Origin of the sequence: Proteus penneri (assembly GCF_003144535.1) — a bacterium.
GTDB classification, from domain to species: Bacteria; Pseudomonadota; Gammaproteobacteria; order Enterobacterales; family Enterobacteriaceae; genus Proteus; species Proteus penneri.
Map to the genome: position 1 here is coordinate 152,597 of NZ_PHFJ01000012.1, position 25,927 is coordinate 178,523.

Below are 25,927 nucleotides of genomic sequence, written 5' to 3' on the forward strand. Positions count from 1 at the left end.
CATAAATATGAAAAATGGCGCTATGTTTATTTTCTCAGCGCCATTTTAATAACAGTTCAATCAAAGATAAATATAACTCTACTTAATTAAAGCATGGCTATATTTCAGTCGTTCACCCAATAACAGTAAAGTGTCTTCATCGCTGTAATTGTCAAATAAACGAATAAATGAAGATAAAGCTGGATTAAACATCATGTCGTCATTAATTTTCTCATAAGAAGTATACTTTTTTGTTTTTAATGCAAAAACTAGCGTAACTTTATCATCGTTATGACCTTTATTTAAAATTAAATCATCATTACTTATTATCAAATCACTCAAATATTTATAACCACTTTCATAGAAAGTTTCTAAATTTCCATCAGCTTGACGTTGAACAACAGAATAGAGATCACGAGATGCTTGTTGAGCAATTAAATAAATCTCACCTTTATCATTTTGAGCAACCTCTTTAACACGCAATGGAAGCCAGCGTGTTTTTGTTACTTCTTTATTCACTAAATTTAACGTAATTTCTAACGTGTTTGTTGTGTAATGATGATTATAAAAAATAATAAGAGAATCCCCTGAAAGAGCATAGTGAAATTGTGTAAATTCACCGAAATCTTCAGCGTAATACTGCTTTACCAGATCTTCTGTATTAACTGAGTATTCCCAACTTTCACCTTCATCTAAACTTGTCAGTATCGTCTTATTATCAACTAAAATTAATTGTGATGTAGTTTGTGAAAAGAGTAATTTTCCGCCAATTAATGCTAAAGGGAAACGATAATAACCATCATTAGTCTCTTGCCAAGGAATTAAATCTGCTACTGTAAACTCTGCTAAATCTATATGTTGACGTCCCTGCTCTGTAAATAAAACACATTTATCAAAAGCACAATAAGCATTGTAAAAGCTACCTTGCCCTTGTAATACAAATCGTACGCCTTCTTTATCAGAATAGTACAGCGTATATTTTCTCTGATTATCTTGGCGATAAAGTCGACCATAAATATCTACATCATATCGCCCACTATCAGATTCAGTTTTAATTAGGATACCATTTGATGAATTAAAGGTTTTACGCCAATCATAACGAGAATAGGGGTATGACGATAACGCCGAGGCGTTTTCATTTTTCCATTGCCACTTAGAGGCAAAACCATGAAAAAGTACACCATAAAAAAGTACTAAGCTTAAAATAAATAAGCTAGTGATAATAATAAAAGGCTTACGGAAAAAAGGATTCATTGACTTAACTCCGTAATATAAACCGCTTTGTTATTTTCAATACATTGCTGTTGAAGCAAAAAATAGGTTTGATAACTACTATTACCTTTTTTTGATAACAAAATATAAAGATTTGAAAATAAGGCAATTAAAAAAGCAAATCCAGTGATAATTAAGCTGAAGATAATCCCCATTCCTAAAAAGGTATCACCAATAAAGAACCAATCCCATTTATCCCAATAATTACCATTATCGTAAACATCCGAAATAGATAAAATGGCAAAAATAGAAAAAATAAAGGCACTGATCAAGCCTGTAATTAACAACGATAATCGCTTAGTACGTTGATGCCCAATATACATTTGTCCTGAAATTGAATAAGCGCCATTATCTGTATGATTATAAACCCCTAAGACAACAGGCCCAGAGTTCTTATCTTCTGCTTGCCAAAAGAACAATTCAATATCATCACCATCAGTCAAAAATAAATTATGATCAGAATAAAATAAACGTTCTTTATAACTAAATATAAAAGGATGTTTATCAATCTGACAAGATATTTGCATCACCACACTCTCTGCATTACGGGTGTGTATTTTAATTCTATCAACATGATGAAGTTTTATTTTCCCTCGTACTCGCTGTACTTTACTTTGTTTGATATGAAAGGTTGGAGTTTTACGTGTTATATGCTTTAACAGTGGTATTGTTTTTATTTCGGGAATAATCAGTTGTTCACCATCTGGAGCAATAATATCTTGTTTAGCAATGACTTTATCTAACGCCTTTATTCTCTTTCTATGTTTAGGTCTGATACGCTGAAAGTAACGATAAGCCTTTTCTCCGATATAACTAATACCCATCATCATTGCACCAAATGCAATAACCGTAGAAACAACGATAAAAAAATTCACGTCAAGATGAAGAATCGAAAAATAACTCCAATAACTGCCAACAAACGTCAGAATAAATGCAAGCAATAACCATTTTTTCTGTTTAGTGGTAAGTTTAAAGGTTCTTTCTGGCTCAAGCCTTCCTTTGCTATTATGATAAATCCATTGCACCCATAAACTGCCATCTTTCAATAATTCGGCACAAATTTTAAGCTCATCACCTTGTTTTAAACGCTTCAGAAAATCATGAGAGTGAGTGAAATCATCTTCATTAAGATAAAACACTTTGCCTGATGCTATTAATCTCACCATTCCTTTCGGTGAGGTTTTATTTTGGTCAAAATGGCAACTCTCTAATTTGACGTTTAAAAAATAATCTTTCATATCTTCCTTTATCTTTTTTACCCAATTAACAAGATGCAACACCACGCGCTTGTTTTATCTTGTTAAATGACATAATACAAGATAAAGAAAAGCCGATTAGCAACTTACTAATCGGCTTTGGTAATAACAGTAGATCGGAAGCTGTAGATAGAAATAAAGGCTAGTTATGCTTTGAAAAGAGCTTCAATACATAACCCCTGACTTTGTAGAATGTCTTTTAAGCGACGTAGCCCTTCAACTTGAATTTGACGAACTCTTTCTCTTGTCAGACCAATCTCTCTACCAACATCTTCTAAAGTTTCTGCTTCATAGCCTAATAATCCAAAACGACGTGCCAATACTTCACGCTGTTTTGGATTCAATTCAAATAACCACTTTATAATATTTTCCTTGAGGTTATTATTTTGAATTGTTGCTTCCGGCCCTTCTTCATTTTCGTCAGAGATAATATCGAGTAATGCTTTATCTGAATCACCACCAATTGGAGTATCAACAGAAGTAATGCGTTCGTTTAAACGTAGCATCTTACTCACATCTTCAACGGGTTTATCAAGTGATTCTGCGATTTCTTCAACACTCGGTTCATGATCGAGTTTATGTGCCAACTCTCTTGCCGTTCTTAAATAAACATTCAGCTCTTTAACGATATGAATGGGAAGACGGATAGTACGAGTTTGGTTCATAATGGCACGTTCAATAGTTTGACGTATCCACCATGTCGCATAAGTTGAAAAACGGAAACCCTTTTCAGGGTCGAATTTTTCAACAGCACGAATAAGTCCTAAGTTCCCTTCTTCAATTAAATCAAGCAGGGCAAGACCTCGGTTTGTATAACGACGAGAGATCTTAACAACTAAACGTAGGTTACTTTCTATCATTCGTTGTCTTGAAGGAATATCACCTCGCAACGCTCTACGAGCAAAGAAAACTTCTTCTTCAGCAGTCAGCAACGGAGAATAACCAATTTCTCCTAAATAAAGCTGAGTTGCATCGAGCGCACGCTGGTTGACTCCTTCAATAAGTTCAATTTCATCTTGAGCATCAGACTCACTTTCTTCCTCTTTTGCAGCAACTTCATCGAACTCTTCCATGTTCTCTTCAATTTCATCTGTATATAACTCGTCTACTCTTAGCGTACTTTGGCTCATCAGCTGCTCCTACCCTTGATAATTTAGGTAAACGACTCATCACTAAAGTCTATTTACCAGTTTATCGCTGTGTCACGACACAACGGGTTTACTGATTTTCCCTTGTAACGAATTACAAAATAAAAGATAACATAATCTATTTTACTGTTAATTTATTCTTTCTTTACTCAATATATAACTTAACTATTGAGTGTAGGTTATTAACAGTTTTTTTTTATTATATTCCACGTATATTTATCTATACGTGAAAGTACTCTATTTGATGTACTATTTGTGACTATTTACATCTAAAAAAAACAAACAAAAACCCATGATAATATCTAATAATTAATATTACATACCATTATTAAAAAGATAATCGAATAAAAAAACACCACCTAAACAAAGGGTTATTCTATAGTCCATCTTTTAATAACAGTAAGTCTTTATTCATTTTTTATATAACAATTTTTAGCATACGCATTCATTGGTTGATAATCAACTGTCTAATTTTACGTTATCTATGATTTTATATTGACCTCTCATTTTTAATAACCTTCAAATAAGCAGTTGTACTTAGATTAAATTTATTTTTTTTCAATATATTAATTAATTACAGATAAAAAAAGCCCTCTTCTTTTTGTAAAGAAGAGGGCTTAACTTTAGGATTATTCGCTATACATGTAAAAAAACACTTATCTATTTCTTAGGTAAATAACTCATTGGGTTAAGTGATTTTTCTTTATAGCGTATCTCAAAGTGTAATCGGACAGAACTGGTTCCAGAGCTACCCATTGTGGCAATTTGCTGACCCGCATTCACATTCTGTTGTTCACGCACCAAAATAGTGTCGTTATGTGCATATGCACTGAGGTATTCGTCATTATGTTTAATAATAACGAGATTGCCATAACCACGTAATGCACTACCCGCATAAACCACTTTACCCGCAGCTGTTGCAACAATTGGTGAGCCTTTTGTACCACCGATATCGATGCCTTTATTGCCACCAGGAGCACTTGAGTAGCTTTCGATGATCTTACCTTGAGCAGGCCAAATCCACTTACCAGTAGACGCAGTTGGTGCCGGCGTTGCCGAAGTTGTAGTATTCGTATTTGTTGTTGGTGGCGGAGTTGTTGCCTTTGGTTGTGTTGTTGTTGGTTTAGTAATCAATGGTCCCATAGCACCATTGTTTGTTGGTTTGGTGTGTGCCGTTTGAACACCCGCACTACTTGATTGATTAATAACTGATGTGTTGACATTAGTATTAGTGCCCGTGTTGACCTGACGGTTACCGATATTCAACACCTGCCCTACGTTTAAGCTATAAGGCTCTGGGATGTTATTCATTGATGCTAGTTCTTTTACATCACTATCTGTTATCCAAGCGATATAGAACATGGTATCACCGCGTTTTACTGTGTACGTGTTACCATTGTAGTTTCCTTTCGGAATACTGTCATAGTTACGGTTATACACAATGCGACCAGAACCATCAGTGCTCACATTTTGAGTCGCTACTGATGTTTGTGGGCGAGGCTGATTTTGAGGCTGATATGTGCCTCCATTAGATGAAGCACTATTCACCTTAATTGAAGGAGGAGGTGACGATTGTAAAGGTGTCGTTCTTTCAATCGGTGTCGCATTACTGTTAGTCATCACAGGCGCGGTTGAAACCGTGTTATTTGAAGAGCTATCATTTACAGAGGTAATGGGTGCAGGACGATAAGGTGTATCTGCACAGCCTGTTAATGCAAATCCAATTACCGAACACATGATTGCCCAGCGGACATGCTTAATTGGGCTTTCTGAATTCATACTTCCTTCTCCCTTTAAAAAGGCATTAGCGTCTAGCAATTTGTCGAGTTAAACAAAAAGACTGCAATTTTTTGAAAATGTTTCATTTATTAGTGCAGATTACGACAAGCTATTAAAAAGCAGTAATAAAAAACGGTCAGATTTATCTGGAAGTTATGCTAACTCACCTGCGATTAAAGGAACAAATCTAACAGTTTCTATAGATTGATAGTGAAAATCATTACCTAAACGACGGATAAACTTCAGTATTTGTTGTTGTTCACCAACAGGTATTATCATCCTGCCACCATCGGCTAACTGCATCAATAACTGTTGAGGTACTTCTGTTGCACATGCAGTCACTATTATGGCATTAAAAGGGGCTTTTGATGACCACCCTTCCCATCCATCACCATGACGTGTTGAGATATTATGTAAATCAAGATGTTTAAAACGTCGTTTAGCTTGCCATTGCAATATCTTTATACGCTCAACGAAACTAACATGATGGACTAAATTTGCTAATACTGCCGTTTGATATCCCGAGCCTGTACCAATTTCTAATACAGAATCGGTGCTTTGTAATTCCAATAGTGCTGTCATTTTAGCAACAATATAAGGCTGTGAAATAGTTTGCCCATTGCCAATAGGCAAAGCCGTATTTTCATAAGCCTTATGAGAAAGTGCTTCATCAATAAAAAGCTCTCTTGGTACTTTACTCATTGCTTCCAGCAAGCTCTCATCCTTGATGCCATGCTGTTTTAACATTGTCAGTAAGTCTTTCATTGACCGACTTAACATGTTTTTTTGACCTCTGCTTTATTTAACCAATTTTGTAATAAATCGAGTGCGTTATAGGCTGTTAAATCGACATGTAATGGAGTTATCGAAACATAACCTTCGTCAACAGCAGCAAAATCTGTATCAGGACCTACATCATTTTTTTCACCTGGAGGCCCAATCCAATAAAGACTATTTCCTCTAGGATCGGTATGTGTATAAACATGTTGTGAAGCATGACGACTACCACAACGCGTAATACGAAAACCTTTTACTTCATTAAGAGGAATATCAGGTACGTTAATATTGAGAATATTTCCTGCTCTTAAAGGTACTTGTTGTAACATTGCCAAAACGTCACAAGTCACTTGAGCGGCAGTCTCAAAATGCGTTTCACCATCAAGTGAAACAGCAATGGCAGGTAAGCCTAAAAAACGCCCTTCTGTTGCCGCAGCAACAGTACCTGAATAAATAACATCATCGCCCAAATTAGGGCCATGATTAATACCAGAAACCACAATATCAGGACGAGGACGTACTAAATGGTTTACCCCAAGATAAACACAGTCTGTTGGTGTCCCTTCAACAATCGCAATATCCCCATTCTCAAGTTCTTGCTTACGTAGAGGTCTGTCAATTGTTAAAGAATTAGATGCAGCACTACGATTGCGATCGGGTGCAACAACTTGTACATCATAACGCTGGCGCAATGCTTTAGCGAGGGTCTGTATCCCCTTCGCCATCACACCATCGTCATTACTCACCAATATTTTCAGCATCATCATTCCCTAATAAAATTAATTCACGTACAACGCTAGTTGCAAAGCTCCCTGCGGGTAAAAAGAATGACAGAGTAACAGTGGTGTCGTCTAACCAATTCCATGACATATTTTCTGGTAATACATTGATGGCGCGTCTTGTGTTATCAACTCGTTCTTGTCTAGCTAACGACCAGAAGGCTTCATATTCTGCCAGATTTTTAGTCTCAAAATCCAATGCTTGTGATTGTGTACCTAAATCACCTTTACCTGGTAAAGGAGCCGTAATATGAACATCATGCTCTTCATAACGAGTTTGTGTTTGAGCCAGTTCAGCCTCATCAACAACAAACCAGCTACCTCTTCCATGAAGTTGCATTGCATCACCGAGTATCACTTTTGAATATAAATCACATTCTAATCTTTTGCTGACGATATGATTAAACATCGCACTGCGTGCTGCTGAAAGATAAAAACTGCGTTTACCACGCTCTTTAACACGAATTTCATCGGTTGCCCAACGCATCGCTTGGCGTAAGTTTTCACCATTACGCCCAAATCGTTGAGCACCAAAGTAGTTAGGAATACCTTTCGCTTTTATTTGCGCTAATCGAGCATCAACAAAATTGCGATCAGAAATTTCTCGTAACACCAATGTAAAATGATTACCTTTTAGCGTTCCTATGCGTAGTTTACGTTGTTGACGAGTTGTTTCTAGAATTTCACAACCGTCTAAAACAAACTGACTAAAATCGGGCATCTCTTTACCCGGCATACGCAGACAAAACCATTGTTCGGTGACAGCATTTCTGTCTTTTAGTCCAGCATAGCTTGCATCTCTAGGGTGAATACCCACAAATTTTGCCAGTTTTTCAGCAACAAAAGCCGTGTTACAACCTGTTTTTCTGATTTTTACCATGACATGCTCGCCTTCACCATCAAGCGTGAAACCAAGATCTTCACAGACAATAAAATCTTCAGGAATTGACTTTAATAAGCCTGTTGCTTGTGGTTTTCCATGTAACCAGTAGAGTTCAGGTAAATCACTCATTCAGATAATGACTCTTTCATTAATAAAACAACCGCTTCACAAGCAATGCCTTCTTTTCTACCAACAAATCCAAGCTTTTCTGTTGTGGTCGCTTTCACATTGATATCATCAATATGACAATGAAGATCTTCTGCAATATTGACGCGCATTTGTGGTGTATGAGGTAGCATTTTGGGTGCCTGAGCAATAATCGTGACATCTAAATTACCAATTCGGTAACCTTTTGCTCTTACACGTGAGAACGCTTCACGAAGGAGTACACGACTATCTGCGCCTTTGTATGCTGGATCAGTATCTGGAAACAATGTACCTATATCACCCATAGCAACAGCGCCTAGAATTGCATCTGTAACCGCATGTAATACAACATCGCCGTCAGAGTGAGCTATCAGTCCTTGTTCATAAGGAATTCTAACGCCACCAATAATAATAGGGCCTTCACCGCCAAATTTATGTACATCGTAACCGTGTCCAATTCTCATTTTATTATGTGTTCCTTATACTGGTGATTTGACGTGAGAGGAAAAACTCTGCAAGCGCTAAATCTTCTGGCTGAGTAACTTTGATATTATCCGCACGACCTTTAACTAATAAAGGTTCATATCCTGCAAACTCCATCGCTGAGGCTTCATCAGTGATCATTGCTTTTTGTGAGAGTGCATTTTCTATATTTTGTTTTAATAAAAAGGCAGGAAAGAATTGTGGCGTTAAAGCATGCCATAGCGTTGTTCTTTCTACTGTTTGTTCAATATGATTATCTTGTTGATGACTACGTTTCATTGTATCGCGAACAGGGGTTGCAAGAATGCCACCACAAAATTGTGGGTCCATAACGTTTTCATCGATTAATTTAATAAGATGATCAAGATCGCCAAAATGCAGACAAGGTCTTGCTGCATCATGAACTAACACCCATGTATTTTCAGAAAAATGTTGTGTGACATACTCTAAACCTGACAATACAGAGTCAGCGCGTTCACCTCCACCATTAACCGTAATTATTCTTTCATCTTGCGCTAAAGGTAAAGTGTGGAAATAGCTGTCATTAGGACTGATCGCCACGATAATTTGCATTATGCGTGGGTGTTTTAATAGGGCATTAATGGTATGTTCAAGAATAGTCAATCCGCCAATCTTCAAATATTGTTTTGGGCGGACTGATTGCATTCGACTTCCAATACCGGCCGCAGGAATAACAGCAACAATAGGAAGAGTAGAGTTTATTATATTCATTATGATATTTGTATCAGGACACACTATTAATTCAATAAATTAACGACGTGGTTGAGATTTATCGCTCACAATACGGAAAAATGTCTCATTAGGCTTTATCATTCCTAATTCACTACGAGCGCGTTCTTCTAACGCTTCTTGCCCGCCATTGAGGTCATCAATTTCTGCAAATAGACGATCATTACGCTCTTTTAACTGCGTATTTTGCGCCAATGCAGATTCAACTTCTTGAGTTACTTTATTGTAATCATGGATACCATTTTTACCTAACCACAATGAATATTGTAGCCAGCCAAGTAAAATCAGAAGTAAGACTGTTAATTTCCCCATTACCACCCCCAAGATTAATGGGCTAATCATCCCACAACTCAACCACAGACGCCACAAAAGTGCTGGAATATATTACATTATTATTCCTATTCTCCTCACTATAAACGTGGGCAACTTCTGTAAAATTCAGACAAAGGTTTGATTTTTTCTTATTAAAAGGCAGTGCTACGGGGTTCATTTATCAATAAATGAATGCTCAATTAAAGCGTGATTTGTATTTTAAAAGGTATACCGAAATAACTATTTTTTCCTCTATTGCATACATTATCTCTACACATTCCCCCCTTTTATGGAGGGTTCGTGCAGAGATAATTTAATGTCATCATAAAATTAGCAGTAAATTTGTTTTTGCCGTAGATATGCGAGGATTTGTTGGATGAGTTCACTTATAGAAAGAGTGCCGTCTAAATGTAATTCAGGAGCAATAGGCTGTTCATAAGGCGAGTCTATACCTGAAAATTGCTTTATCTCACCCCGCCTTGCTTTTTGATAAAGCCCTTTCGGATCACGGGATTCACAAATAGAAAGTGGGGTATCAACAAAGATCTCAATAAATCTTCCTTTCTCAAAGCGATCTCTAACTTGTTGTCTGTCTTTTTGGTAAGGCGAGATAAAAGCCGTTAAGACAATAAGCCCCGCATCTACCATCAATTTAGCCACTTCCCCCACACGGCGAATATTTTCGTGCCTATCTTCTGCACTAAATCCAAGATCACAACATAATCCATGGCGTAAGTTATCCCCGTCTAATAAGTAGCTATGAATGGGAGAATGCTTTTGTGAATGCTGATAAAGCGCTTGTTCTAGCGCATCGGCAAGTGTGGATTTACCTGAGCCAGATAACCCCGTAAACCAAAGCACACATCCTTTGTGTGCTTGTTGTGATTCACGTTCACTTAATCCAATTTTATGAGGATGCCAAACAATATCGTTGCTAATTACCACTATTTTCCTCCAAGAAGATCTCTCGCTCCCCAATGGGGAAAGTGGCGACGAATAAGCTGATTTAACTCGACTTCAAAAGCATCATATTGCGTCATAGTTTGTATCGCGTTATCTCTCGTTTCTCGAATAAGACCAGCGCCTACGGTAACATTGCTTAGTCGATCAATCAGAATTAAGCCTCCAGTATCAGCATTAATTTGATAGTTATCCAGCACCTGCGGCTCTTCAAATGAGACTTCGACACTACCAATCGCGTTTAAACTTAAATTATCTGTTACTTGTTGAGTGAGTTTATTTACATCTACTTGATAATGAATATTCTCTATTTTGGCGCGGCTTTTTTTACCTGCGATCTTGATATCTAGAGTATGACCTTGGACTAAAGGTTGTTCTGACATCCACACCACGTCAATTAACGCATGAGTGCTAATCTTGGCGGTTGTATCGTTATCATCAACGATAATATCCCCACGACTAATATCAATTTCATCTGCCAAAACCAGTGTGATTGCTTGCCCTGCTTTGGCTTGCGTTAAATCACCATCAAACGTGACAATACGTTTAATCGTTGTATGTTTTCCTGAAGGTAATACTTTAATTTGCTGCCCCTGATAAAGCACACCTGAAGACACTGTACCGCTGTATCCTCTAAAATCTAAGTCTGGGCGATTCACATATTGCATAGGGAAACGCAGTGCCTGAACATCTGAACCCAATTTAACTGGTGCATCCTCTAATAATGAAAGCAATGTTTTTCCTTGATACCAAGGCATATTCAATGAGGGAGAAACCACATTGTCACCATCAAGAGCGGAAATAGGGACAAATTGAATAGTGAGATCCGTTGGAAGCTGCTCAGCAAAATGAAGGTAATCTTGCTGGATCGAATCAAAGATCGCTTGCTGGTAATCCATCAGATCCATTTTATTAATTGCAACAATCAAGTGACGGATCCCAAGAAGTGTACTGATAAAACTGTGTCGTCGTGTTTGTTCTTGTACGCCTTTTCGAGCATCGATCAACAGAATAGAAAGTGAACTTGTTGATGCACCTGTCGCCATATTACGGGTATATTGCGCATGTCCAGGTGTATCAGCAATAATAAACTTACGCTTTGATGTTGAAAAATATCGGTAAGCAACATCAATAGTGATCCCTTGCTCTCTTTCTGCCGCTAATCCATCCACCAGCAAAGCCAGATCGAGCTTTTCACCTTGGGTACCGATCTTTTTACTTTCATTTTGTAATGTAGAAAGCTGATCTTCATAGATCTGCCTTGTGTCATGAAGTAAACGTCCTATTAATGTGCTTTTTCCATCATCGACATTCCCACAAGTTAGAAATCGCAGTAATCCTTTATTTTGTTGAGTTTTAAGATAGCGCTCGACACCACCCTGTTGTGCGATTTCTCCCGCGACAAGTTGATTCGTTTTTACGGCTAAAAGTCCCATATTTCCTCCGATTAAAAATAACCTTGGCGCTTTTTCAGTTCCATCGAGGCAGACTGATCACTGTCAATTAAACGCCCTTGTCGTTCGCTGCTGGTGGAAATCAGCATTTCTTCAATAATGGCGGGTAGCGTTTCTGCTTGTGAAGGTATCGCACCCGTTAATGGCCAGCATTCTAAAGTTCTAAATCTCACTTTTTGCTGAGCGATCAATTCACCCGGCTTTAGATCAATTCTGTCGTCATCTACCATAATTAAGGTGCCATCACGTTCAATAACGGGTCTATTTTTGGCAAAATAGAGAGGAACGATGTCGATATTCTCTAAATAGATATATTGCCAAATATCGAGTTCCGTCCAATTAGATAGTGGAAATACACGAATACTTTCACCTTTATTAATCTGCCCGTTATAGTTTTTCCATAATTCAGGCCGTTGATTTTTCGGATCCCAGCGATGCTTTCTATCTCTAAACGAATAAATACGCTCTTTAGCTCGTGATTTTTCTTCATCACGGCGCGCACCACCAAATGCCGCATCAAAACCATATTTGTCTAAGGCTTGTTTTAGCCCTTCTGTTTTCATGATATCCGTATGTTTTGCACTACCATGAATAAACGGATTAATTCCAAGCTCTTCACCTTGTGGATTGCGATAAACCTTAAGATCAAAACCATATTCTTTAGCTGTTTTATCTCGAAACTCATACATTTCTCGAAATTTCCAGCCAGTATCAACATGTAGCAAAGGAAAAGGTAATTTAGCGGGATAAAACGCCTTGCGTGCTAAATGCAACATCACCGAGGAATCTTTGCCTATTGAATAAAGCATGACGGGATTTTCAAATTCAGCGACGACTTCGCGCAGAATATAAATGCTTTCTGCTTCTAATTGCTGAAGATGGGTTAATTGTGTTTCATTCATAGCAACCTCGTTTAGGCAAAATAAACCAAAGATGAATGGTGCGAAGGAAAAGACGGATATGCGTGTCTATCGCCAAACCACGCAAGTTGATGGTGTAATGCAGCCACCTCTCCCACAATCAATAGAGCTGGAGTCGGTGCTTTTTCTGCCAATTGCGCTAATTGCGTTAGATTTCCCGTGAAGACTTGTTGCTCACGACGTGTACCACAGCTAATCACCGCAATTGGCGTTAGTGGAGAACGTCCGAGTTTGATTAAACGCTGGCTAATAAACTCTGCTTTTGTCGTTCCCATATAAATCGCGAGAGTGTGATTAGCTTGCGCTAATGATGCCCAATCCGGTTCAATTCCATCAGCTTTACAATGCCCCGTCATAAAGGTGACACTTTGGGCATATTGACGATGCGTTAATGGAATACCAGCGTATGCACTTGCGCCACTTGCCGCAGTAACACCGGGAATAACTTGGAATGAAATGCCATGTTGTACTGCAATTTCTAGCTCTTCGCCACCACGGCCAAAAATAAAGGGATCGCCGCCTTTTAATCGGACAACACGTTTACCCAATTGCGCATATTTCACGATCAGTGCATTGATTTTTTCTTGAGAAACACTAGGGTGCCCCGCTCTTTTACCGACACAAATAGCGTCAGCATCGCGTCGTACAAGCTCTAAAACCTCTGGACTCACTAAACTGTCATACAGAACAACTTCAGCTTGTTGAATAACCTGTAAACCACGTAGTGTTAATAGACCAGCATCACCTGGGCCAGCCCCAACTAATGCGAGTTCACCTTGTTGGCTCTCTTTTTGTTTTAGTTGTTGTTCAAGTTGGGCCTCTGCTTGAACCAATTGATCACTCGCCACTAAAGTGGCAAATTTACCACCGAAGGCTTGCTCCCAAAAACGACAACGCGCTTGAAAAGTATCTAAGTGTTGTTTCACTTTATGGCGCCATTTTCCTGCTATTGTCGCCATTGTGCCTAATGAATTTGGTAATAAGGCTTCTAATTTCTCGCGGATCATACGCACTAAAACGGGTGCTTTTCCCGCAGAGGAAATCGCAATCAAAATAGGGTTTCTATCAATAATGGCAGGAAAGATAAATGAGCATTGAGGCTGTGAATCCACCACATTGACAAAAATATGTCGAGCTTGTGCATCAAGATAAACTTGCTGATTAAGCGCACTGTCATCAGTTGCAACAATCACCAGCATCATTCCTAATAAATGTTCAGATTGATATTTGGCTGATACCCATTCAATTTTCTCTTGCTGATAAGCAAGATGTAATTCATCACATAAATGAGGTGCAATCACTCTTAAGCGAGCGCCGGCTCTTAACAACAGCAAAGCTTTACGCGCAGCAACATGACCACCACCCACCAATAACACTGGGCGTTCTTTTAATTCCACAAATAAGGGTAGGTAATCCATACGCGCATTTCACCTTCGTTGTTCACTTTGTAACTAACGACTATAAAAGGTGCTTTAGGGGTTATGAAATGACAAAAAGCTATGTGATGGAACAGAAAGGAATAAGGGAAAAACAAATAATTTCAAATAGTTAATTTTTTAAAATGACAAAAAGGGCAATAGACAAGCGCTATTCCCCCTATTATTTATTGGTAAATAATAACGTTACTCGTGTAACCCACACTCACGTTTTAAACCAAAAAATCGTGTTTCTTCTTCGCTCATACCTTCTTCCCATTTTCGGGTTGTATGAGTATCCCCTACAGAGAGATAACCTTGCTCCCATAAAGGATGATAAGGTAAGTTGTTTTCTTTAAGGTATTGATGAATTTGCTTATTATCCCAATCTACTATCGGTAAAAACTTAAAGATCCCTTTTGCGATTGAAAGCACAGGTAAATGTTCACGACTTTTAGCTTGTTGTCGGCGAAGACCTGCAAACCATGTTTGAGCCTGTAATGTTTTTAGTGCCCTTTCCATTGGCTCTACTTTGTTTATCTGGTTATAACGCTCAATACCGTCAATCCCTTCTAACCAAAGTTTTCCGTAACGCGCTTCTTGCCAAGATGAAGATAATTCAGCTCGATACACCTTTAAATTAAGTTGTAACTGTTGCGTCAATGTATCAATAAACTGATACGTCTCAGGAAACAAATAACCCGTATCGGTCAAAATCACAGGAATATCAGGATATTGCTGAGTGATTAAATGCAGGCATACTGCGGCTTGAATACCAAAACTAGAGCTTAATACATAAGCTTTAGGCAAATGAGCTAAAGCCCAAGTAATACGTTCAATAGCGGTGAGTTTCTCAAGTTGTTGATTAATTTCAGCTAACGTTTTTTGTTGTTCTTCTATCGTTAATAACCTTAGTTGCTCAAGCTGAAATATATTCATACTGCCTCCTGTACTTCATAAAAATCAGTTGCTGAATTTAGTACAGGTTTAACAACATTAGTGCGAATAAGAAAATCACCGAAACCTTCATTGTTATGGCGAGAAATGGCCCAATCACCAATCAATGAATCAAGTATTGCTATAATTTCTTGCGAAGTAATATTTTCACGATACATTCTAGGGATACGTGTCCCAATACGATTACCACCTAAATGTAGGTTATAACGATCGGGGGCTTTACCCACCAGCCCAACTTCTGCCAACATAGCTCGACCACAACCGTTTGGGCATCCTGTTACACGAACAACAATATGCTCTTCACTCACACCATGTTTTGTCATTAAGCTATCTAGTGTGTCGGTGAATGAGGGTAAAAAGCGCTCAGCTTCTGCCATCGCCAATGGGCATGTTGGAAAAGAAACACAGGCCATTGCATGTTCGCGCAGTGGGGTCACCTTGTCATCAATTAATCCATATCGGCGAGCAATAGCTTCAATATTTGCTTTCTCATTTTCAGGTACACCCGCCACAATTAAATTCTGATTAGCTGTAAGGCGAAAATCACCTTGATGAATTTTAGCAATTTCAGCAACCCCCGTTTTTAACTGAGCATCAGGTTTATCAATTAATCGGCCACTTTCAATAAATAAAGTAAGATGCCATTTATCATCAACACCTTTTAACCAACCAATTTGATCACCTCGATGGGTAAATTCATAAGGTCGAATAGCATCAAAAATAACACCAGAACGACGTTCAACTTCCTGCTTAAATGTTTCTATTCCAACACGTTCTAATGTGTATTTTGTTTTTGCATTTTTACGCTCAGTACGATTTCCCCAATCACGCTGGGTCGTCACAATCGCCTCAGCAATTGCTAAGGTTTTTTCAATAGGGATATAACCAAACTCACTGGCTAAGCGAGGAAAGGTATTCTTATCGCCATGCGTCATTGCAAGACCGCCCCCCCACCAGCACGTTAAACCCAACTAGATGCCCGTTTTCAGCAATTGCAATAAAATTCATATCATTAGCATGAAGATCAACATCATTATGAGGCGGGATCACCACCGAGGTTTTAAATTTCCGCGGTAAATAGGTTTCTCCCAAAATAGACTCTTCATCTGTTGTTGTAACTTTCTCTTTATCTAACCAAATTTCTGCATAAGCACGGGTGCGCGGTAATAAGTGTTCTGATATTTTTTTCGCCCACTCATACGCTTCTTGATGTAATGAAGACTGCACTGGGTTTGAAGTACATAACACATTACGGTTTACATCATTCGCTGTTGCTAGAGAATCTAGCCCTGTTGCTGCTAGCATTTGATGTGCGGGTTTTACATTGCCTTTTAAGATGCCATGAAATTGAAATGTTTGACGATTAGTAATACGAATGCTGCCATAAAGTGTATTTTCAGTCGCAAACTGATCAATGCGAAGCCACTGTTTAGGGGAAATAATGCCACCAGGTAAGCGACAACGTAGCATCATGGCATGACGCGGCTCTAACATTTGCTCTGCACGTTCAGCACGAATATCTCTGTCATCTTGTTGATACATGCCATGAAAGCGGATCAATAGAAAGTTATCACCTTCAAACCCACCCGTTAAACCATTTTGTAAGTCTTCTGTAATAGTGCCGCGTAAAAAGTGACTCTCTTTTTTCATGCGTTCACTATCAGCCAGTTTCCCTTCAACCACTAAGGGCGCTTGAGTCTGTGATTTCATTTAATAGACATCCCTCTGATAACGCCGTTCTAGGCGTAGCTCACTTAAATATTCATCTGCTTCTTCACTATTTTTATTGCCATACTCCATCACAATCTCTAACAACGCCTGTTCAACATCTTTTGCCATATGTGATGCATCACCACAGACATAAAGATAAGCGCCTTGTTGTAACCATTGCCAAATCTCATTACCACGCTCACGCAATTTATCTTGTACATAAATTTTATGTGCTTGATCCCGTGACCATGCTAAATCGATATGAGTTAACAAACCGCTTTTGACATAGCGTTGCCATTCCACTTGATAGAGAAAATCTTCAACAAAATGAGGATTACCAAAAAATAACCAGTTTTTACCTGTTGCACCGTCATTTTCGCGCTGTTGCATAAAGGCTCTAAAAGGTGCAATACCTGTACCTGGGCCAATCATAATGACGGGTGCTGTGTTATCTTTAGGCAAGCGAAAATGTGCATTTTTTTCGATAAAGACATTGATGCTATCGCCTTCTTTTAAGCTATCCGCTAAAAAACCAGAGGCTCCACCAGTATAAGCACGTGAGTTAACGTCATAGCGCACAACCCCTAAAGTAAGATGTACTTCGTCTTCTACTTCTTGTTGTGATGATGCAATAGAGTAAAGGCGAGGAGTTAGTGGACGTAAAATATCAACAAAATCTTGTGCAGTGGGTTGAGCACAATATTGGCGTACCATCTCATTAATAGGGTATTTATCTGCATATTGCTGAAGCTTTATTTTATCAGACACTAATGACAATAAATCTTCATGGCGCGTCAATTGCGCATAGGCTTTTACGATAGGTGCGCTATTTTGAGTCAATTCACAATGATGTAATAAGGCTTCTTTTAAGGTGAATGTTTGAGATTTTAATGTGACAGGTTCATCACCTTTTAGCCACAATAACGCAATAAGTTCATCGACTTTTTCAGGCGAGTTATTAAACCAAACGCCCAGCGCATCGCCCGGTTGGTATTGCAAATCAGAACCTTCAAGGCTGATTTCAATATGGCGAATATCTCTATCTGAATTTCTACCTGTAATTTTTTGATTAGTCAGTAATGTGGCAGTAAAAGGCGCATCTCGATGATAAATAGAGGCCTCAATCGTATCCGTCGTACCTGACTGTGTTTGTTGTAAAACTTGTGTACTTTGTGCTGGTACTTTTGCTTTTAAGAGTTCAGTAAGCTGTTTTATCCATTCATCTGCAACGGCTTGATATTCAACATCGGCATCAACTCTTGGTAATAAACGTGTTGCGCCCAGTTGTGCTATTCGCTCATCAAAATCTTTACCTGCTTTGCAGAAATGTTCGTAAGAGGTATCGCCTAAACTGAATACCGCATAAGACGTTTCCTTCATTTCAGATGCTTTTTTAGAGTGCAGGTATTTATAGAAAGCAATCGCTTCTTCAGGAGGATCACCTTCACCTTGCGTCGATGCAATGATGATCAAGGTTGTTGTTTTATGGATCTGCTTAAATTTATATTCACCTGCAGAATATAGTTCTACATTCAATTTATGAGCAACCAGATGATCTCGTAACTGTTCTGCAAGGTGACGTGCATTACCGGTTTGAGAAGCAGAGATCAAGGTAATAGTTTCCTGTTCTGGTACTTGCACTGGCGTAACCGTTGTCGATGCAGATACGACAGAAGGATTAAGTTGCCCCCACAAATAGCCAGATAACCACGCAATTTGCGCTGTTGAGAGATCTTTTGTTGCGTCCTGTAATTTACTCAATTGCTCCGGTGTTAATGGAAGCATTGATAATAATGGAGGTTGATTGCTCATTTATCCTGCCTTAAAAAAGCGAAGCACTTATCTGTGCTTTATTGTTCTTCGATAATATTTCTAATATTGAGAGGGTATCCCACGACTAGAAGGTGAATTAAAGACCTGTTAGCTCTATCTAATAACCTTAAATGCTAAATTTATTTATTGGTTTCCTTTATCAATATAATGAATAAGCAAAAAGGAACATAATAAGCCATTAAGATTAAGGGGGATTAGGCGTGATACGCTAAATCAGCTACACTGGTAGCCTTCGTTCTATTTGTGTCTTTTTTTTACTAATTAAGTCAAGAGAGTTTTGATGACAACCACCATCTTTAAAGATTTTCAGTTTGAAGCCGCCCACCATTTGCCACATGTTCCTGAGGGCCACAAATGTGGACGTCTTCATGGGCACTCTTTTCTTGTTAGATTAGAGCTAACAGGTGAAGTTAATGCACATTCAGGTTGGCTTATTGATTTTGCTGATGTGAAAGCCGCATTTAAACCTACTCTTGAGCGTCTAGATCACTACTATCTTAATGAAATTGAAGGCCTAGAAAATCCGACCAGCGAAGTGCTGGCAAAATGGATTTGGCAACAAGTAAAACCGTCATTGCCATTATTATCTGCGGTGATGGTGAAAGAAACGTGTACAGCAGGATGTATTTATCGCGGTGAATAGATCTGTATCAATATTAAATCGTGATCACCTAAAAAAAGAAAATCAGCCTTTTATGGGCTGATTTTTTATATTAAAAACGCGATTATGCAATATTTAAATACTTATGTGTTTGCATTGAAAAACGCCAATTACGTTCAATACAGGTTTTAATACATAATGCCGTCGCACTCTCTTTACAACTAATGGGTTGTAAGGCAACAACAGGTGCAGGGTGTTCTGTGCGTAATGTCAGTAAGGTATCCAATGCTTCAATATCTTTTTCACGCCCAACGGGATGTTTTATCTCATTAGCTCGATTAATGGCACTGGGTAATACTGTAAATCCCCCTTTCATGCCTACTTTTGGGGATAGTGTCACCCATGTTTTCTCACTACATAAAATATCATGAGTACCACTGGTTTCTATCTGGCAGGCAAAACCTGCTTGCTCAAGTCCTTCAGTTAAAGGACGTAAATCATATAAGCAAGGTTCTCCACCTGTAATAACGACATGTTTCGCACTATAACCTTGCTGTTGAAAAAGTGATAAAATCTGAGCAACGCTGGCTTCTCCCCACGTATCACTTTCTTGCGTTTTAATAGGAATATCGCCAAGAAGAACTTTTTTTTCGTCTTCTTTTTCCCAAGTATGCTTGGTATCACACCAACTACAACCGACTGGGCAACCTTGTAATCGAACGAAAAGCGCAGGAACGCCAGTAAAAACACCTTCACCCTGTAAGGTTTGAAACACTTCATTAATGGGGTATTGCATAAGAAACTCTGATATCCAATGAATGCTGATGATTATTACAGATAACTATCTCACCGTAAGAGGCTTTATGATAAGGTACATGGTTTGTTTTGAATAGCTAACGTGCGAGAAGACACTGAAAAAGAGGATAGAGTTCCTCAGTTGGACAGAGATGGGAATACTTTAGATGCAAAAAGAGAATCAACTTTCACGAGGATTGTCAGGGCGGCACATTCGTTTTATGGCGCTAGGCTCTGCAATCGGTACAGGTTTATTTTATGGCTCTGCGGCCGCTATTGAGAAAGCAGGCCCAGCTGTATTGCTTGCTTATCTTATTGGTGGGGCGGCAGTATTTATGGTTATGCGTGCATTAGGTGAAATGGCTGTTCATCATCCTGTTGCGGGCTCTTTCTCACAATATGCTAGCCATTATATGGGGCCCTTAGCGGGATTTCTAACTGGCTGGAACTACGTTTTTGAAATGCTGATTGTTTGTCTGGCTGACGTCACCGCATTCGGTTTTTATATGAAACTCTGGTTCCCAGATGTTGATCAATGGATATGGGTATTAGGCATTGTTTGCTTTATTGGCGCCTTAAACCTTTGCCATGTGAAGATATTTGGTGAAATGGAATTTTGGCTTTCTATCGTTAAAGTCACTGCGATTATCGCCATGATAATTGGTGGTATTGTCATTATGATGTATGGCTTTGGCCAACAAACAGAACATCCTATTGGTATTTCTAACTTATGGGAGTTTGGTGGTTTTATGCCAAATGGCATTGAAGGAGTTATCGCCTCTCTTGCCATTGTGATGTTTGCATTTGGTGGGATTGAAGTCATTGGTATTACTGCCAGTGAAGCGAAAGATCCTGAGAAAACCATTCCTAAAGCTATCAATGCCGTACCGTTTCGTATCTTATTATTCTATGTTCTAACAATATTCATTCTAATGTGTATTTTCCCTTGGCAACAAATCGGCCATAATGGTAGCCCATTTGTACAGATTTTCTCAAATCTCGGGATCAATTCAGCAGCAAACATCTTAAATCTAGTGGTTATTACAGCCGCAATTTCTGCGATCAACAGTGATATCTTCGGCGCTGGTCGTATGATGTACGGTATGGCTCAAGAAGGACAAGCACCAAAATCTTTTATGAAGCTCACCCGTAATGGTGTACCTTGGATGACGGTGCTAGTGATGTCTGTCGTCTTGTTGCTGGGCGTAGTACTTAACTACCTTATTCCAGAGCAAATCTTTGTTTTAATCGCCTCTATTGCAACATTTGCAACAGTTTGGGTGTGGTTAATGATTTTACTTTCTCAAGTTGCTATGCGTCGTAAGATGAGCGCAGAAGAGGTAAAAACACTGAAATTCCCAGTACCATTTTGGCCTGTTGCCCCCGCACTAACCATTGTCTTTATGGCGTTTGTTATCGCAATCTTAGGCTATTTTGAGTCAACCAGAATGGCATTGGTTGTCGGTATGGTATGGGTAGCAATTTTAACTATTGGCTACTATGTAGGTATCAAACCGAGAATGAACCAGAAATAAGTCGTATTTTTGAGTTAAACAATAAAGGCTGTGGATATTTTCACAGCCTTTTTCTTTATTATGATTATGTGATTTTCACTAAACCAATGCTTGCTTTAAATCAGCAATTAAATCTTCGACATCTTCAAGACCAATTGATAATCGAATTAAACCATCACTAATACCATGCCTTTGTCGTTCTTCTGCACTATAAGTGGCATGGGTCATTGTGGCAGGATGTTGAGCTAAAGATTCGCAGTCTCCTAAACTCACAGCTCGACTAAAAAGATTTAAACGATTGAGAAACTCTCTACCTGCTTTAATACCTCCTTTTAACTCAATAGCTATCATGCCACCGGCTAAACGCATCTGGCGTTTGGCAAGTTCATATTGAGGAAAAGAAGCTAATCCAGGATAATAAATCGTTTCGACTTTAGGATTATCTTCAAGGTATTGTGCTATACGTTGTGCATTTTCGCAGATCTGCTCCATTCTTATCCCAAGTGTTTTTATTCCCCGCAATATTAATGAAGCATCGTGAGGAGATAAACAAGCCCCTGTCATATCCTTTAAACCCTCAACACGTATTTTATCGGCTAATTCATGCGTTGTTATAATCGCGCCAGCCGTTACATCACCATGGCCTGATAAGTATTTGGTCATTGAATGCACAACAATATCTGCACCAAGTCCTAAAGGTTGCTGTAAATAAGGCGAGCAATAAGTGCTATCTACCATTACTAAAATATTATGTTGATGCGCAATTTCTGATATTTTTGCTATATCACTGACACGCATATTAGGATTAGCAGGCGTCTCGAAGAAAATGAGCTTTGTTTTCTCTGTAATTGCTTCTTTTAATTTTTCAAGGTTAGTTAAATCAACATGCTTTATTTTAACACCGAATTTAGCGAGCCCATGATTGAAGAACGTAAAAGTACAACCATAAAGCGTCATATCTGCAATTAATTCATCATCAGGTTTTAGTAACGACCAGCAACTAGAAGTAATCGCCCCCATTCCTGAAGAAAAGACAATCGCGGCTTCTCCTTTTTCTAATTGAGCTAGACGCTTTTCCAATAAATCGAGTGTTGGATTTGAGATCCGAGAATAAAAATGTCCTTTCTCTTTACCTGCAAAACAATCAGCGCCGTATTGTGCCGTTGGAAAAACAAAAGTGGATGTTTGAAAAATAGGAGGCACTAATGCCCCCTGAGAATCTAACGGAGAATAGCCATAATGTATTGCTTGAGTATTAAAATGTTTACTAGATTGTCTCATAATATTTCCTCACAATTAATTTTCTATTTATGGTTATTTTCTCCAATAATTTGAACTGTTCTTAGAATAATTGAGATCCCTTTGAGGGTATCAGGATTTTTTAACAATGCGAAAGTTGAACCTAAAGTATATTTTTTATCTTGATAAAGAGATTCTTTCTTTGCCATATTATAAGCAGTACTTAATTCCCATACTGGTATTAATGTTTCTTCAAACGCAACCGAAAGTTTTTCAACTGTCGCATTATCTATAATATCTATTGAGTCAGATATTAAAGATAATAAATCGACGATATTATCAAAGCGCTTTAATGCTAATAATGGTCTTGCTTTTTCTAATAAATGTTGAAGATGTAATTTGTCTTCGTCAGATAATAATTGAATATCTGCAGGGCTTAATTTATTTTCACTCATTATTGTATCCCCTATAATAATCCTCTAACGGTTGCCCAATATAAGCCTCGGTTATAACTATTACGTAGTAACCCGCCCAGCTTTGTTGGTGGTGTAGGAGTTACGTCATGCTTATAGTCATACTGTAATGGCATACCTGCTGATAATCCCATTTGTGCGACTGCTTGCACGCGACCATCATAAATTGCAGCTGGATAACCATAACGAAGTTCACCACAGATATTATTTGCAATTACGCCCGCTTGATTATGACAACTACCACCGGCTTTACTAATCGGTAAATCAACCGTATCACCAAGAACATACACTTGATTTAATCCATAGACCTGCAATGTTTCAGGATCAGTAGGTAACCAGCCTTCACCATTATTATGTTCACTTAAACCTGTATTACGGATCGCCTCAACGGCAGTAATAGGCGGTGTACTCATAAGGATATCAAATGGCTCTGCCTCGCCTTCTTTTGAGTAAGCTATTTTCTTATCAGGGTCAACATGGCTCAACGTAAAGCCCCGTTTAGCTTTAATATCTCGCTCAGAGAATACAGCAGGAAGCACTTCACAAACCTCTTGTTGCATAAACAGACAGTTTCTTAAAAGTTGAGCAACCGTAGGATAGGTATAAACAATTTCAATATTATTTCTCACCCGACGCTGACGAAGAAATTCATCCAGCATCAATGTGGTTTCCATTGGCGCGATCCCACATTGGTGAGGTACATTGGGCGTTTCAGGGAAGCTAACCGTAATAAATACACGACCCTTTTCAATTTTAGCTAATTTATCAGCAAGTGTTCTAGCCGCTTCATATTGGTAAAAATGATTTCCCGCTTCTTTTAAACCCTCAATTCTATGAGGACTAGGAACACAACCTGTTGCTAATACTAAAAAATCATAGTTATATTTTTTATTAGATTCGCAGTAAATCACTTTATTATTAAAGTCAAAACGTTCTGCTTTATCGATAACAAATTCAATTTCAGGTCTTAATAAACTTCTTTCTGATCGCATTAGCTCTTCTTTTAAAAAAAGATTAAATGCAATATACATAAATGCAGGTTTGTAATAATGATTAGGATTATCTGAAATAAGTGTAATTTTAATTTTATTTGAAAATATTTCTTCATTTAATTTTTTAGCTAGGATATTAGCAAGAATAGTTCCGCCGGTACCACCGCCAATAATAACTATATTTTTTGCTGGCATTTTATTTCCTATATCTAGTGATATTAGATAGACAAAAAAAGTATAGTAAATGATGTTAATATAACAAATAGATTAAATAGATAGGTTAGTTAAGTCTAGTATAGTTATATTAATAAATAATAAATATAGTTATATAACATTTAAATATTATTAGCTTAATATTTATTAATGTTATCATAACCAATTAATAGAATGTCGCAATTAAAGGATGATGATCGGATGCATCAGTGATTAACACTTCAGCATTATTTAACGATAGTCCGCGATAAAAAATATAATCTAACGGTTTGCCAAAGGCTTTGGTACGCCAATCATTATCAAAAATAACTTCTTTAAGTCCTAATCTTCTCGCAAAGCGTTTTAATACATTGATTCTTGGACGACTCCACGCATTAAAATCCCCTGCTAAAATAACCGGCCCTTTATGATGCATGATATGAACAGATAAATTGCTCAATTGACGCTGATAAACATCAACTCCAAAACTAAAATTAATCGCATGTACATTAATGACCATTAAATGATCACCCGTAATTAATGGATATACCGTAATTAATGCTGATTTGGACAACCGTAAGAAGGGTTCTTTCTCTCTGAGAGGACAGCAATAGATAGGATGAGAGCTTGATAATGTCATCACTCCTGCAGGATGTTGTTGAAAAGCCAAGGCAGGAACTTGGTCTGCTATTAGATGATGAGCCCCAGCAAAACGGACAAGCTCTGGTGTAGTTTGCGCTTCTTGTAACAAAAGCAAATGTGTATCTGTTGAAAGTATTTCCAACATATTGCGCCAATTGGGGCGTTGCTGTTTATAGATATTCCAAACCGCAATTTTTAGAATGCCTTCGGTGTAAAGAGGCATTCCAATAGGTAAAATATCCTTTCTTTCACTTAAAGGCGGGCTAGGTTCAATCCGCTCAACAGGTTGACCTGCCACAAAACGCACTGAATAAGTCGGTTTTTTCGCCATTAGCAACCTCAGGTAAACAGCAAGATCTCTTGCTATAGCTAAAGTATACCAAAGGCAAGCTTCACTCTCACCCTTTAAAAGGACATCATTATCAACAAAAGTAATTATTTTTATACATAATAGTTATGTTTACTTAAAATTATCTGATTAATTTATACTTTTTTCTAAATTTTAAGCAAAAAAAAACCTAAGTCTAATGACTTAGGTTTCTTAATGTTGGCGGAACGGACGGGACTCGAACCCGCGACCCCCTGCGTGACAGGCAGGTATTCTAACCAACTGAACTACCGCTCCGCGTATTCTTTTCGCGATTAATGTTATTTAACATTAACGC

Annotated in this window: 23 protein-coding genes, 1 tRNA gene and 1 pseudogene; 2 read left to right on the forward strand and 23 right to left on the reverse strand. The window is 38.2% G+C overall.

What is annotated here, in order from left to right; translation table 11 throughout:
- Positions 1–78 precede the first annotated feature (78 nt).
- The 17 genes and pseudogenes from CUB63_RS14600 to cysJ all read right to left on the reverse strand — a co-directional run bounded on the left by CUB63_RS14600 (position 79) and on the right by cysJ (position 18,793).
- Positions 79–1,233, reverse strand: coding sequence for a hypothetical protein (locus CUB63_RS14600; protein ID WP_109848381.1), 1,155 nt, complete (start codon positions 1,231–1,233; stop codon positions 79–81).
- On the reverse strand, positions 1,230–2,489 hold the full coding sequence (locus tag CUB63_RS14605) for a hypothetical protein (protein WP_109848382.1): 1,260 nt from the start codon (positions 2,487–2,489) through the stop codon (positions 1,230–1,232). Before CUB63_RS14605 ends, CUB63_RS14600 begins: the two co-directional genes overlap by 4 nt.
- Before the next feature lie 164 nt (positions 2,490–2,653).
- Positions 2,654–3,637 (reverse strand): RNA polymerase sigma factor RpoS, encoded by a 984-nt coding sequence (gene rpoS / locus CUB63_RS14610; protein ID WP_006534072.1) that lies wholly within the window; start codon positions 3,635–3,637, stop codon positions 2,654–2,656.
- 678 nt (positions 3,638–4,315) lie between these two features.
- A complete protein-coding gene (nlpD, locus tag CUB63_RS14615; RefSeq protein ID WP_109848383.1) occupies positions 4,316–5,434 on the reverse strand; it encodes a murein hydrolase activator NlpD in 1,119 nt (372 codons plus the stop codon).
- A gap of 153 nt (positions 5,435–5,587) precedes the next feature.
- The gene (locus CUB63_RS14620; RefSeq protein WP_109848384.1) at positions 5,588–6,214 is read right to left on the reverse strand and encodes a protein-L-isoaspartate(D-aspartate) O-methyltransferase; all 627 of its coding nucleotides are present in this window, start codon (positions 6,212–6,214) and stop codon (positions 5,588–5,590) included.
- Positions 6,208–6,972: a 5'/3'-nucleotidase SurE gene (gene surE / locus CUB63_RS14625; protein ID WP_072065141.1), complete on the reverse strand. Its 765-nt coding sequence runs from the start codon at positions 6,970–6,972 to the stop codon at positions 6,208–6,210. Before surE ends, CUB63_RS14620 begins: the two co-directional genes overlap by 7 nt.
- Complete coding sequence (gene truD / locus CUB63_RS14630) at positions 6,950–8,002, reverse strand: tRNA pseudouridine(13) synthase TruD (RefSeq protein WP_109848385.1); 1,053 nt, start codon at positions 8,000–8,002, stop codon at positions 6,950–6,952. Before truD ends, surE begins: the two co-directional genes overlap by 23 nt.
- Positions 7,999–8,484 carry a 2-C-methyl-D-erythritol 2,4-cyclodiphosphate synthase gene (ispF, locus tag CUB63_RS14635; protein WP_006534077.1) on the reverse strand — a complete coding sequence of 162 codons (486 nt, stop codon included), beginning with the start codon at positions 8,482–8,484 and terminating at the stop codon, positions 7,999–8,001. The genes truD and ispF overlap by 4 nt, the downstream gene beginning before the upstream one ends.
- Positions 8,485–8,488: 4 nt before the next feature.
- The gene (ispD, locus tag CUB63_RS14640; protein WP_006534078.1) at positions 8,489–9,235 is read right to left on the reverse strand and encodes a 2-C-methyl-D-erythritol 4-phosphate cytidylyltransferase; all 747 of its coding nucleotides are present in this window, start codon (positions 9,233–9,235) and stop codon (positions 8,489–8,491) included.
- Between the two features lie 39 nt (positions 9,236–9,274).
- On the reverse strand, positions 9,275–9,565 hold the full coding sequence (gene ftsB, locus CUB63_RS14645) for a cell division protein FtsB (RefSeq protein ID WP_036913758.1): 291 nt from the start codon (positions 9,563–9,565) through the stop codon (positions 9,275–9,277).
- A gap of 330 nt (positions 9,566–9,895) precedes the next feature.
- The gene (gene cysC, locus CUB63_RS14650) at positions 9,896–10,510 is read right to left on the reverse strand and encodes an adenylyl-sulfate kinase (protein ID WP_082147393.1); all 615 of its coding nucleotides are present in this window, start codon (positions 10,508–10,510) and stop codon (positions 9,896–9,898) included.
- Positions 10,510–11,961: a sulfate adenylyltransferase subunit CysN gene (cysN, locus tag CUB63_RS14655; RefSeq protein ID WP_109848386.1), complete on the reverse strand. Its 1,452-nt coding sequence runs from the start codon at positions 11,959–11,961 to the stop codon at positions 10,510–10,512. The genes cysC and cysN overlap by 1 nt, the downstream gene beginning before the upstream one ends.
- An 11-nt stretch (positions 11,962–11,972) precedes the next feature.
- Positions 11,973–12,881 carry a sulfate adenylyltransferase subunit CysD gene (cysD, locus tag CUB63_RS14660; RefSeq protein ID WP_109848387.1) on the reverse strand — a complete coding sequence of 303 codons (909 nt, stop codon included), beginning with the start codon at positions 12,879–12,881 and terminating at the stop codon, positions 11,973–11,975.
- 11 nt (positions 12,882–12,892) lie between these two features.
- Positions 12,893–14,317, reverse strand: coding sequence for a siroheme synthase CysG (gene cysG / locus CUB63_RS14665; RefSeq protein ID WP_109848388.1), 1,425 nt, complete (start codon positions 14,315–14,317; stop codon positions 12,893–12,895).
- Between the two features lie 204 nt (positions 14,318–14,521).
- Positions 14,522–15,253: a phosphoadenylyl-sulfate reductase gene (locus CUB63_RS14670; protein WP_109848389.1), complete on the reverse strand. Its 732-nt coding sequence runs from the start codon at positions 15,251–15,253 to the stop codon at positions 14,522–14,524.
- Positions 15,250–16,981 (reverse strand): annotated as a pseudogene (cysI, locus tag CUB63_RS14675) (assimilatory sulfite reductase (NADPH) hemoprotein subunit). The gene CUB63_RS14670 and the pseudogene cysI overlap by 4 nt, the downstream one beginning before the upstream one ends.
- Positions 16,982–18,793, reverse strand: coding sequence for an NADPH-dependent assimilatory sulfite reductase flavoprotein subunit (cysJ, locus tag CUB63_RS14680; protein WP_109848390.1), 1,812 nt, complete (start codon positions 18,791–18,793; stop codon positions 16,982–16,984). It abuts the pseudogene before it with no gap.
- A gap of 298 nt (positions 18,794–19,091) precedes the next feature.
- Between cysJ and queD the strand changes: the two genes are divergently transcribed.
- Positions 19,092–19,457 (forward strand): 6-carboxytetrahydropterin synthase QueD, encoded by a 366-nt coding sequence (gene queD / locus CUB63_RS14685; RefSeq protein WP_109400217.1) that lies wholly within the window; start codon positions 19,092–19,094, stop codon positions 19,455–19,457.
- A gap of 82 nt (positions 19,458–19,539) precedes the next feature.
- Here queD and queE read toward each other — a convergent pair whose 3' ends face one another.
- On the reverse strand, positions 19,540–20,211 hold the full coding sequence (gene queE / locus CUB63_RS14690) for a 7-carboxy-7-deazaguanine synthase QueE (protein ID WP_072065150.1): 672 nt from the start codon (positions 20,209–20,211) through the stop codon (positions 19,540–19,542).
- A gap of 166 nt (positions 20,212–20,377) precedes the next feature.
- Between queE and CUB63_RS14695 the strand changes: the two genes are divergently transcribed.
- A complete protein-coding gene (locus CUB63_RS14695; protein WP_006534096.1) occupies positions 20,378–21,745 on the forward strand; it encodes an amino acid permease in 1,368 nt (455 codons plus the stop codon).
- Between the two features lie 78 nt (positions 21,746–21,823).
- On the opposite strand, the gene CUB63_RS14700 is transcribed toward CUB63_RS14695, so the two are convergent.
- The 5 genes from CUB63_RS14700 to CUB63_RS14720 form a co-directional block, all read right to left on the reverse strand.
- On the reverse strand, positions 21,824–23,005 hold the full coding sequence (locus tag CUB63_RS14700) for a methionine gamma-lyase (RefSeq protein WP_072065151.1): 1,182 nt from the start codon (positions 23,003–23,005) through the stop codon (positions 21,824–21,826).
- A 23-nt stretch (positions 23,006–23,028) separates the two neighbouring features.
- The gene (locus CUB63_RS14705) at positions 23,029–23,418 is read right to left on the reverse strand and encodes a hypothetical protein (protein ID WP_109400219.1); all 390 of its coding nucleotides are present in this window, start codon (positions 23,416–23,418) and stop codon (positions 23,029–23,031) included.
- Positions 23,419–23,429: 11 nt separating this feature from the next.
- Positions 23,430–24,623, reverse strand: coding sequence for an NAD(P)/FAD-dependent oxidoreductase (locus CUB63_RS14710; protein WP_072065153.1), 1,194 nt, complete (start codon positions 24,621–24,623; stop codon positions 23,430–23,432).
- Positions 24,624–24,807: 184 nt separating this feature from the next.
- The gene (locus tag CUB63_RS14715) at positions 24,808–25,593 is read right to left on the reverse strand and encodes an endonuclease/exonuclease/phosphatase family protein (RefSeq protein WP_072065154.1); all 786 of its coding nucleotides are present in this window, start codon (positions 25,591–25,593) and stop codon (positions 24,808–24,810) included.
- Between the two features lie 217 nt (positions 25,594–25,810).
- Positions 25,811–25,887: transfer RNA gene (locus CUB63_RS14720), tRNA-Asp, on the reverse strand.
- Positions 25,888–25,927: the final 40 nt, after the last annotated feature.

Coding starts and splice junctions, on each gene's coding strand:
- CUB63_RS14620 (WP_109848384.1), bottom strand. CDS start 6,214: ATGTTAAGTCGGTCAATGAAAGACTTACTGACAATGTTAAAACAGCAT.
- ispD (WP_006534078.1), bottom strand. CDS start 9,235: ATGAATATAATAAACTCTACTCTTCCTATTGTTGCTGTTATTCCTGCG.
- CUB63_RS14695 (WP_006534096.1), top strand. CDS start 20,378: ATGCAAAAAGAGAATCAACTTTCACGAGGATTGTCAGGGCGGCACATT.
- nlpD (WP_109848383.1), bottom strand. CDS start 5,434: ATGAATTCAGAAAGCCCAATTAAGCATGTCCGCTGGGCAATCATGTGT.
- cysJ (WP_109848390.1), bottom strand. CDS start 18,793: ATGAGCAATCAACCTCCATTATTATCAATGCTTCCATTAACACCGGAG.
- CUB63_RS14710 (WP_072065153.1), bottom strand. CDS start 24,623: ATGCCAGCAAAAAATATAGTTATTATTGGCGGTGGTACCGGCGGAACT.
- queE (WP_072065150.1), bottom strand. CDS start 20,211: ATGCAATACCCCATTAATGAAGTGTTTCAAACCTTACAGGGTGAAGGT.
- cysG (WP_109848388.1), bottom strand. CDS start 14,317: ATGGATTACCTACCCTTATTTGTGGAATTAAAAGAACGCCCAGTGTTA.
- CUB63_RS14700 (WP_072065151.1), bottom strand. CDS start 23,005: ATGAGACAATCTAGTAAACATTTTAATACTCAAGCAATACATTATGGC.
- ispF (WP_006534077.1), bottom strand. CDS start 8,484: ATGAGAATTGGACACGGTTACGATGTACATAAATTTGGCGGTGAAGGC.
- CUB63_RS14670 (WP_109848389.1), bottom strand. CDS start 15,253: ATGAATATATTTCAGCTTGAGCAACTAAGGTTATTAACGATAGAAGAA.
- CUB63_RS14600 (WP_109848381.1), bottom strand. CDS start 1,233: ATGAATCCTTTTTTCCGTAAGCCTTTTATTATTATCACTAGCTTATTT.
- surE (WP_072065141.1), bottom strand. CDS start 6,972: ATGCTGAAAATATTGGTGAGTAATGACGATGGTGTGATGGCGAAGGGG.
- CUB63_RS14605 (WP_109848382.1), bottom strand. CDS start 2,489: ATGAAAGATTATTTTTTAAACGTCAAATTAGAGAGTTGCCATTTTGAC.
- CUB63_RS14705 (WP_109400219.1), bottom strand. CDS start 23,418: ATGAGTGAAAATAAATTAAGCCCTGCAGATATTCAATTATTATCTGAC.
- rpoS (WP_006534072.1), bottom strand. CDS start 3,637: ATGAGCCAAAGTACGCTAAGAGTAGACGAGTTATATACAGATGAAATT.
- cysD (WP_109848387.1), bottom strand. CDS start 12,881: ATGAATGAAACACAATTAACCCATCTTCAGCAATTAGAAGCAGAAAGC.
- truD (WP_109848385.1), bottom strand. CDS start 8,002: ATGAGTGATTTACCTGAACTCTACTGGTTACATGGAAAACCACAAGCA.
- CUB63_RS14715 (WP_072065154.1), bottom strand. CDS start 25,593: ATGGCGAAAAAACCGACTTATTCAGTGCGTTTTGTGGCAGGTCAACCT.
- ftsB (WP_036913758.1), bottom strand. CDS start 9,565: ATGGGGAAATTAACAGTCTTACTTCTGATTTTACTTGGCTGGCTACAA.
- cysN (WP_109848386.1), bottom strand. CDS start 11,961: ATGGGACTTTTAGCCGTAAAAACGAATCAACTTGTCGCGGGAGAAATC.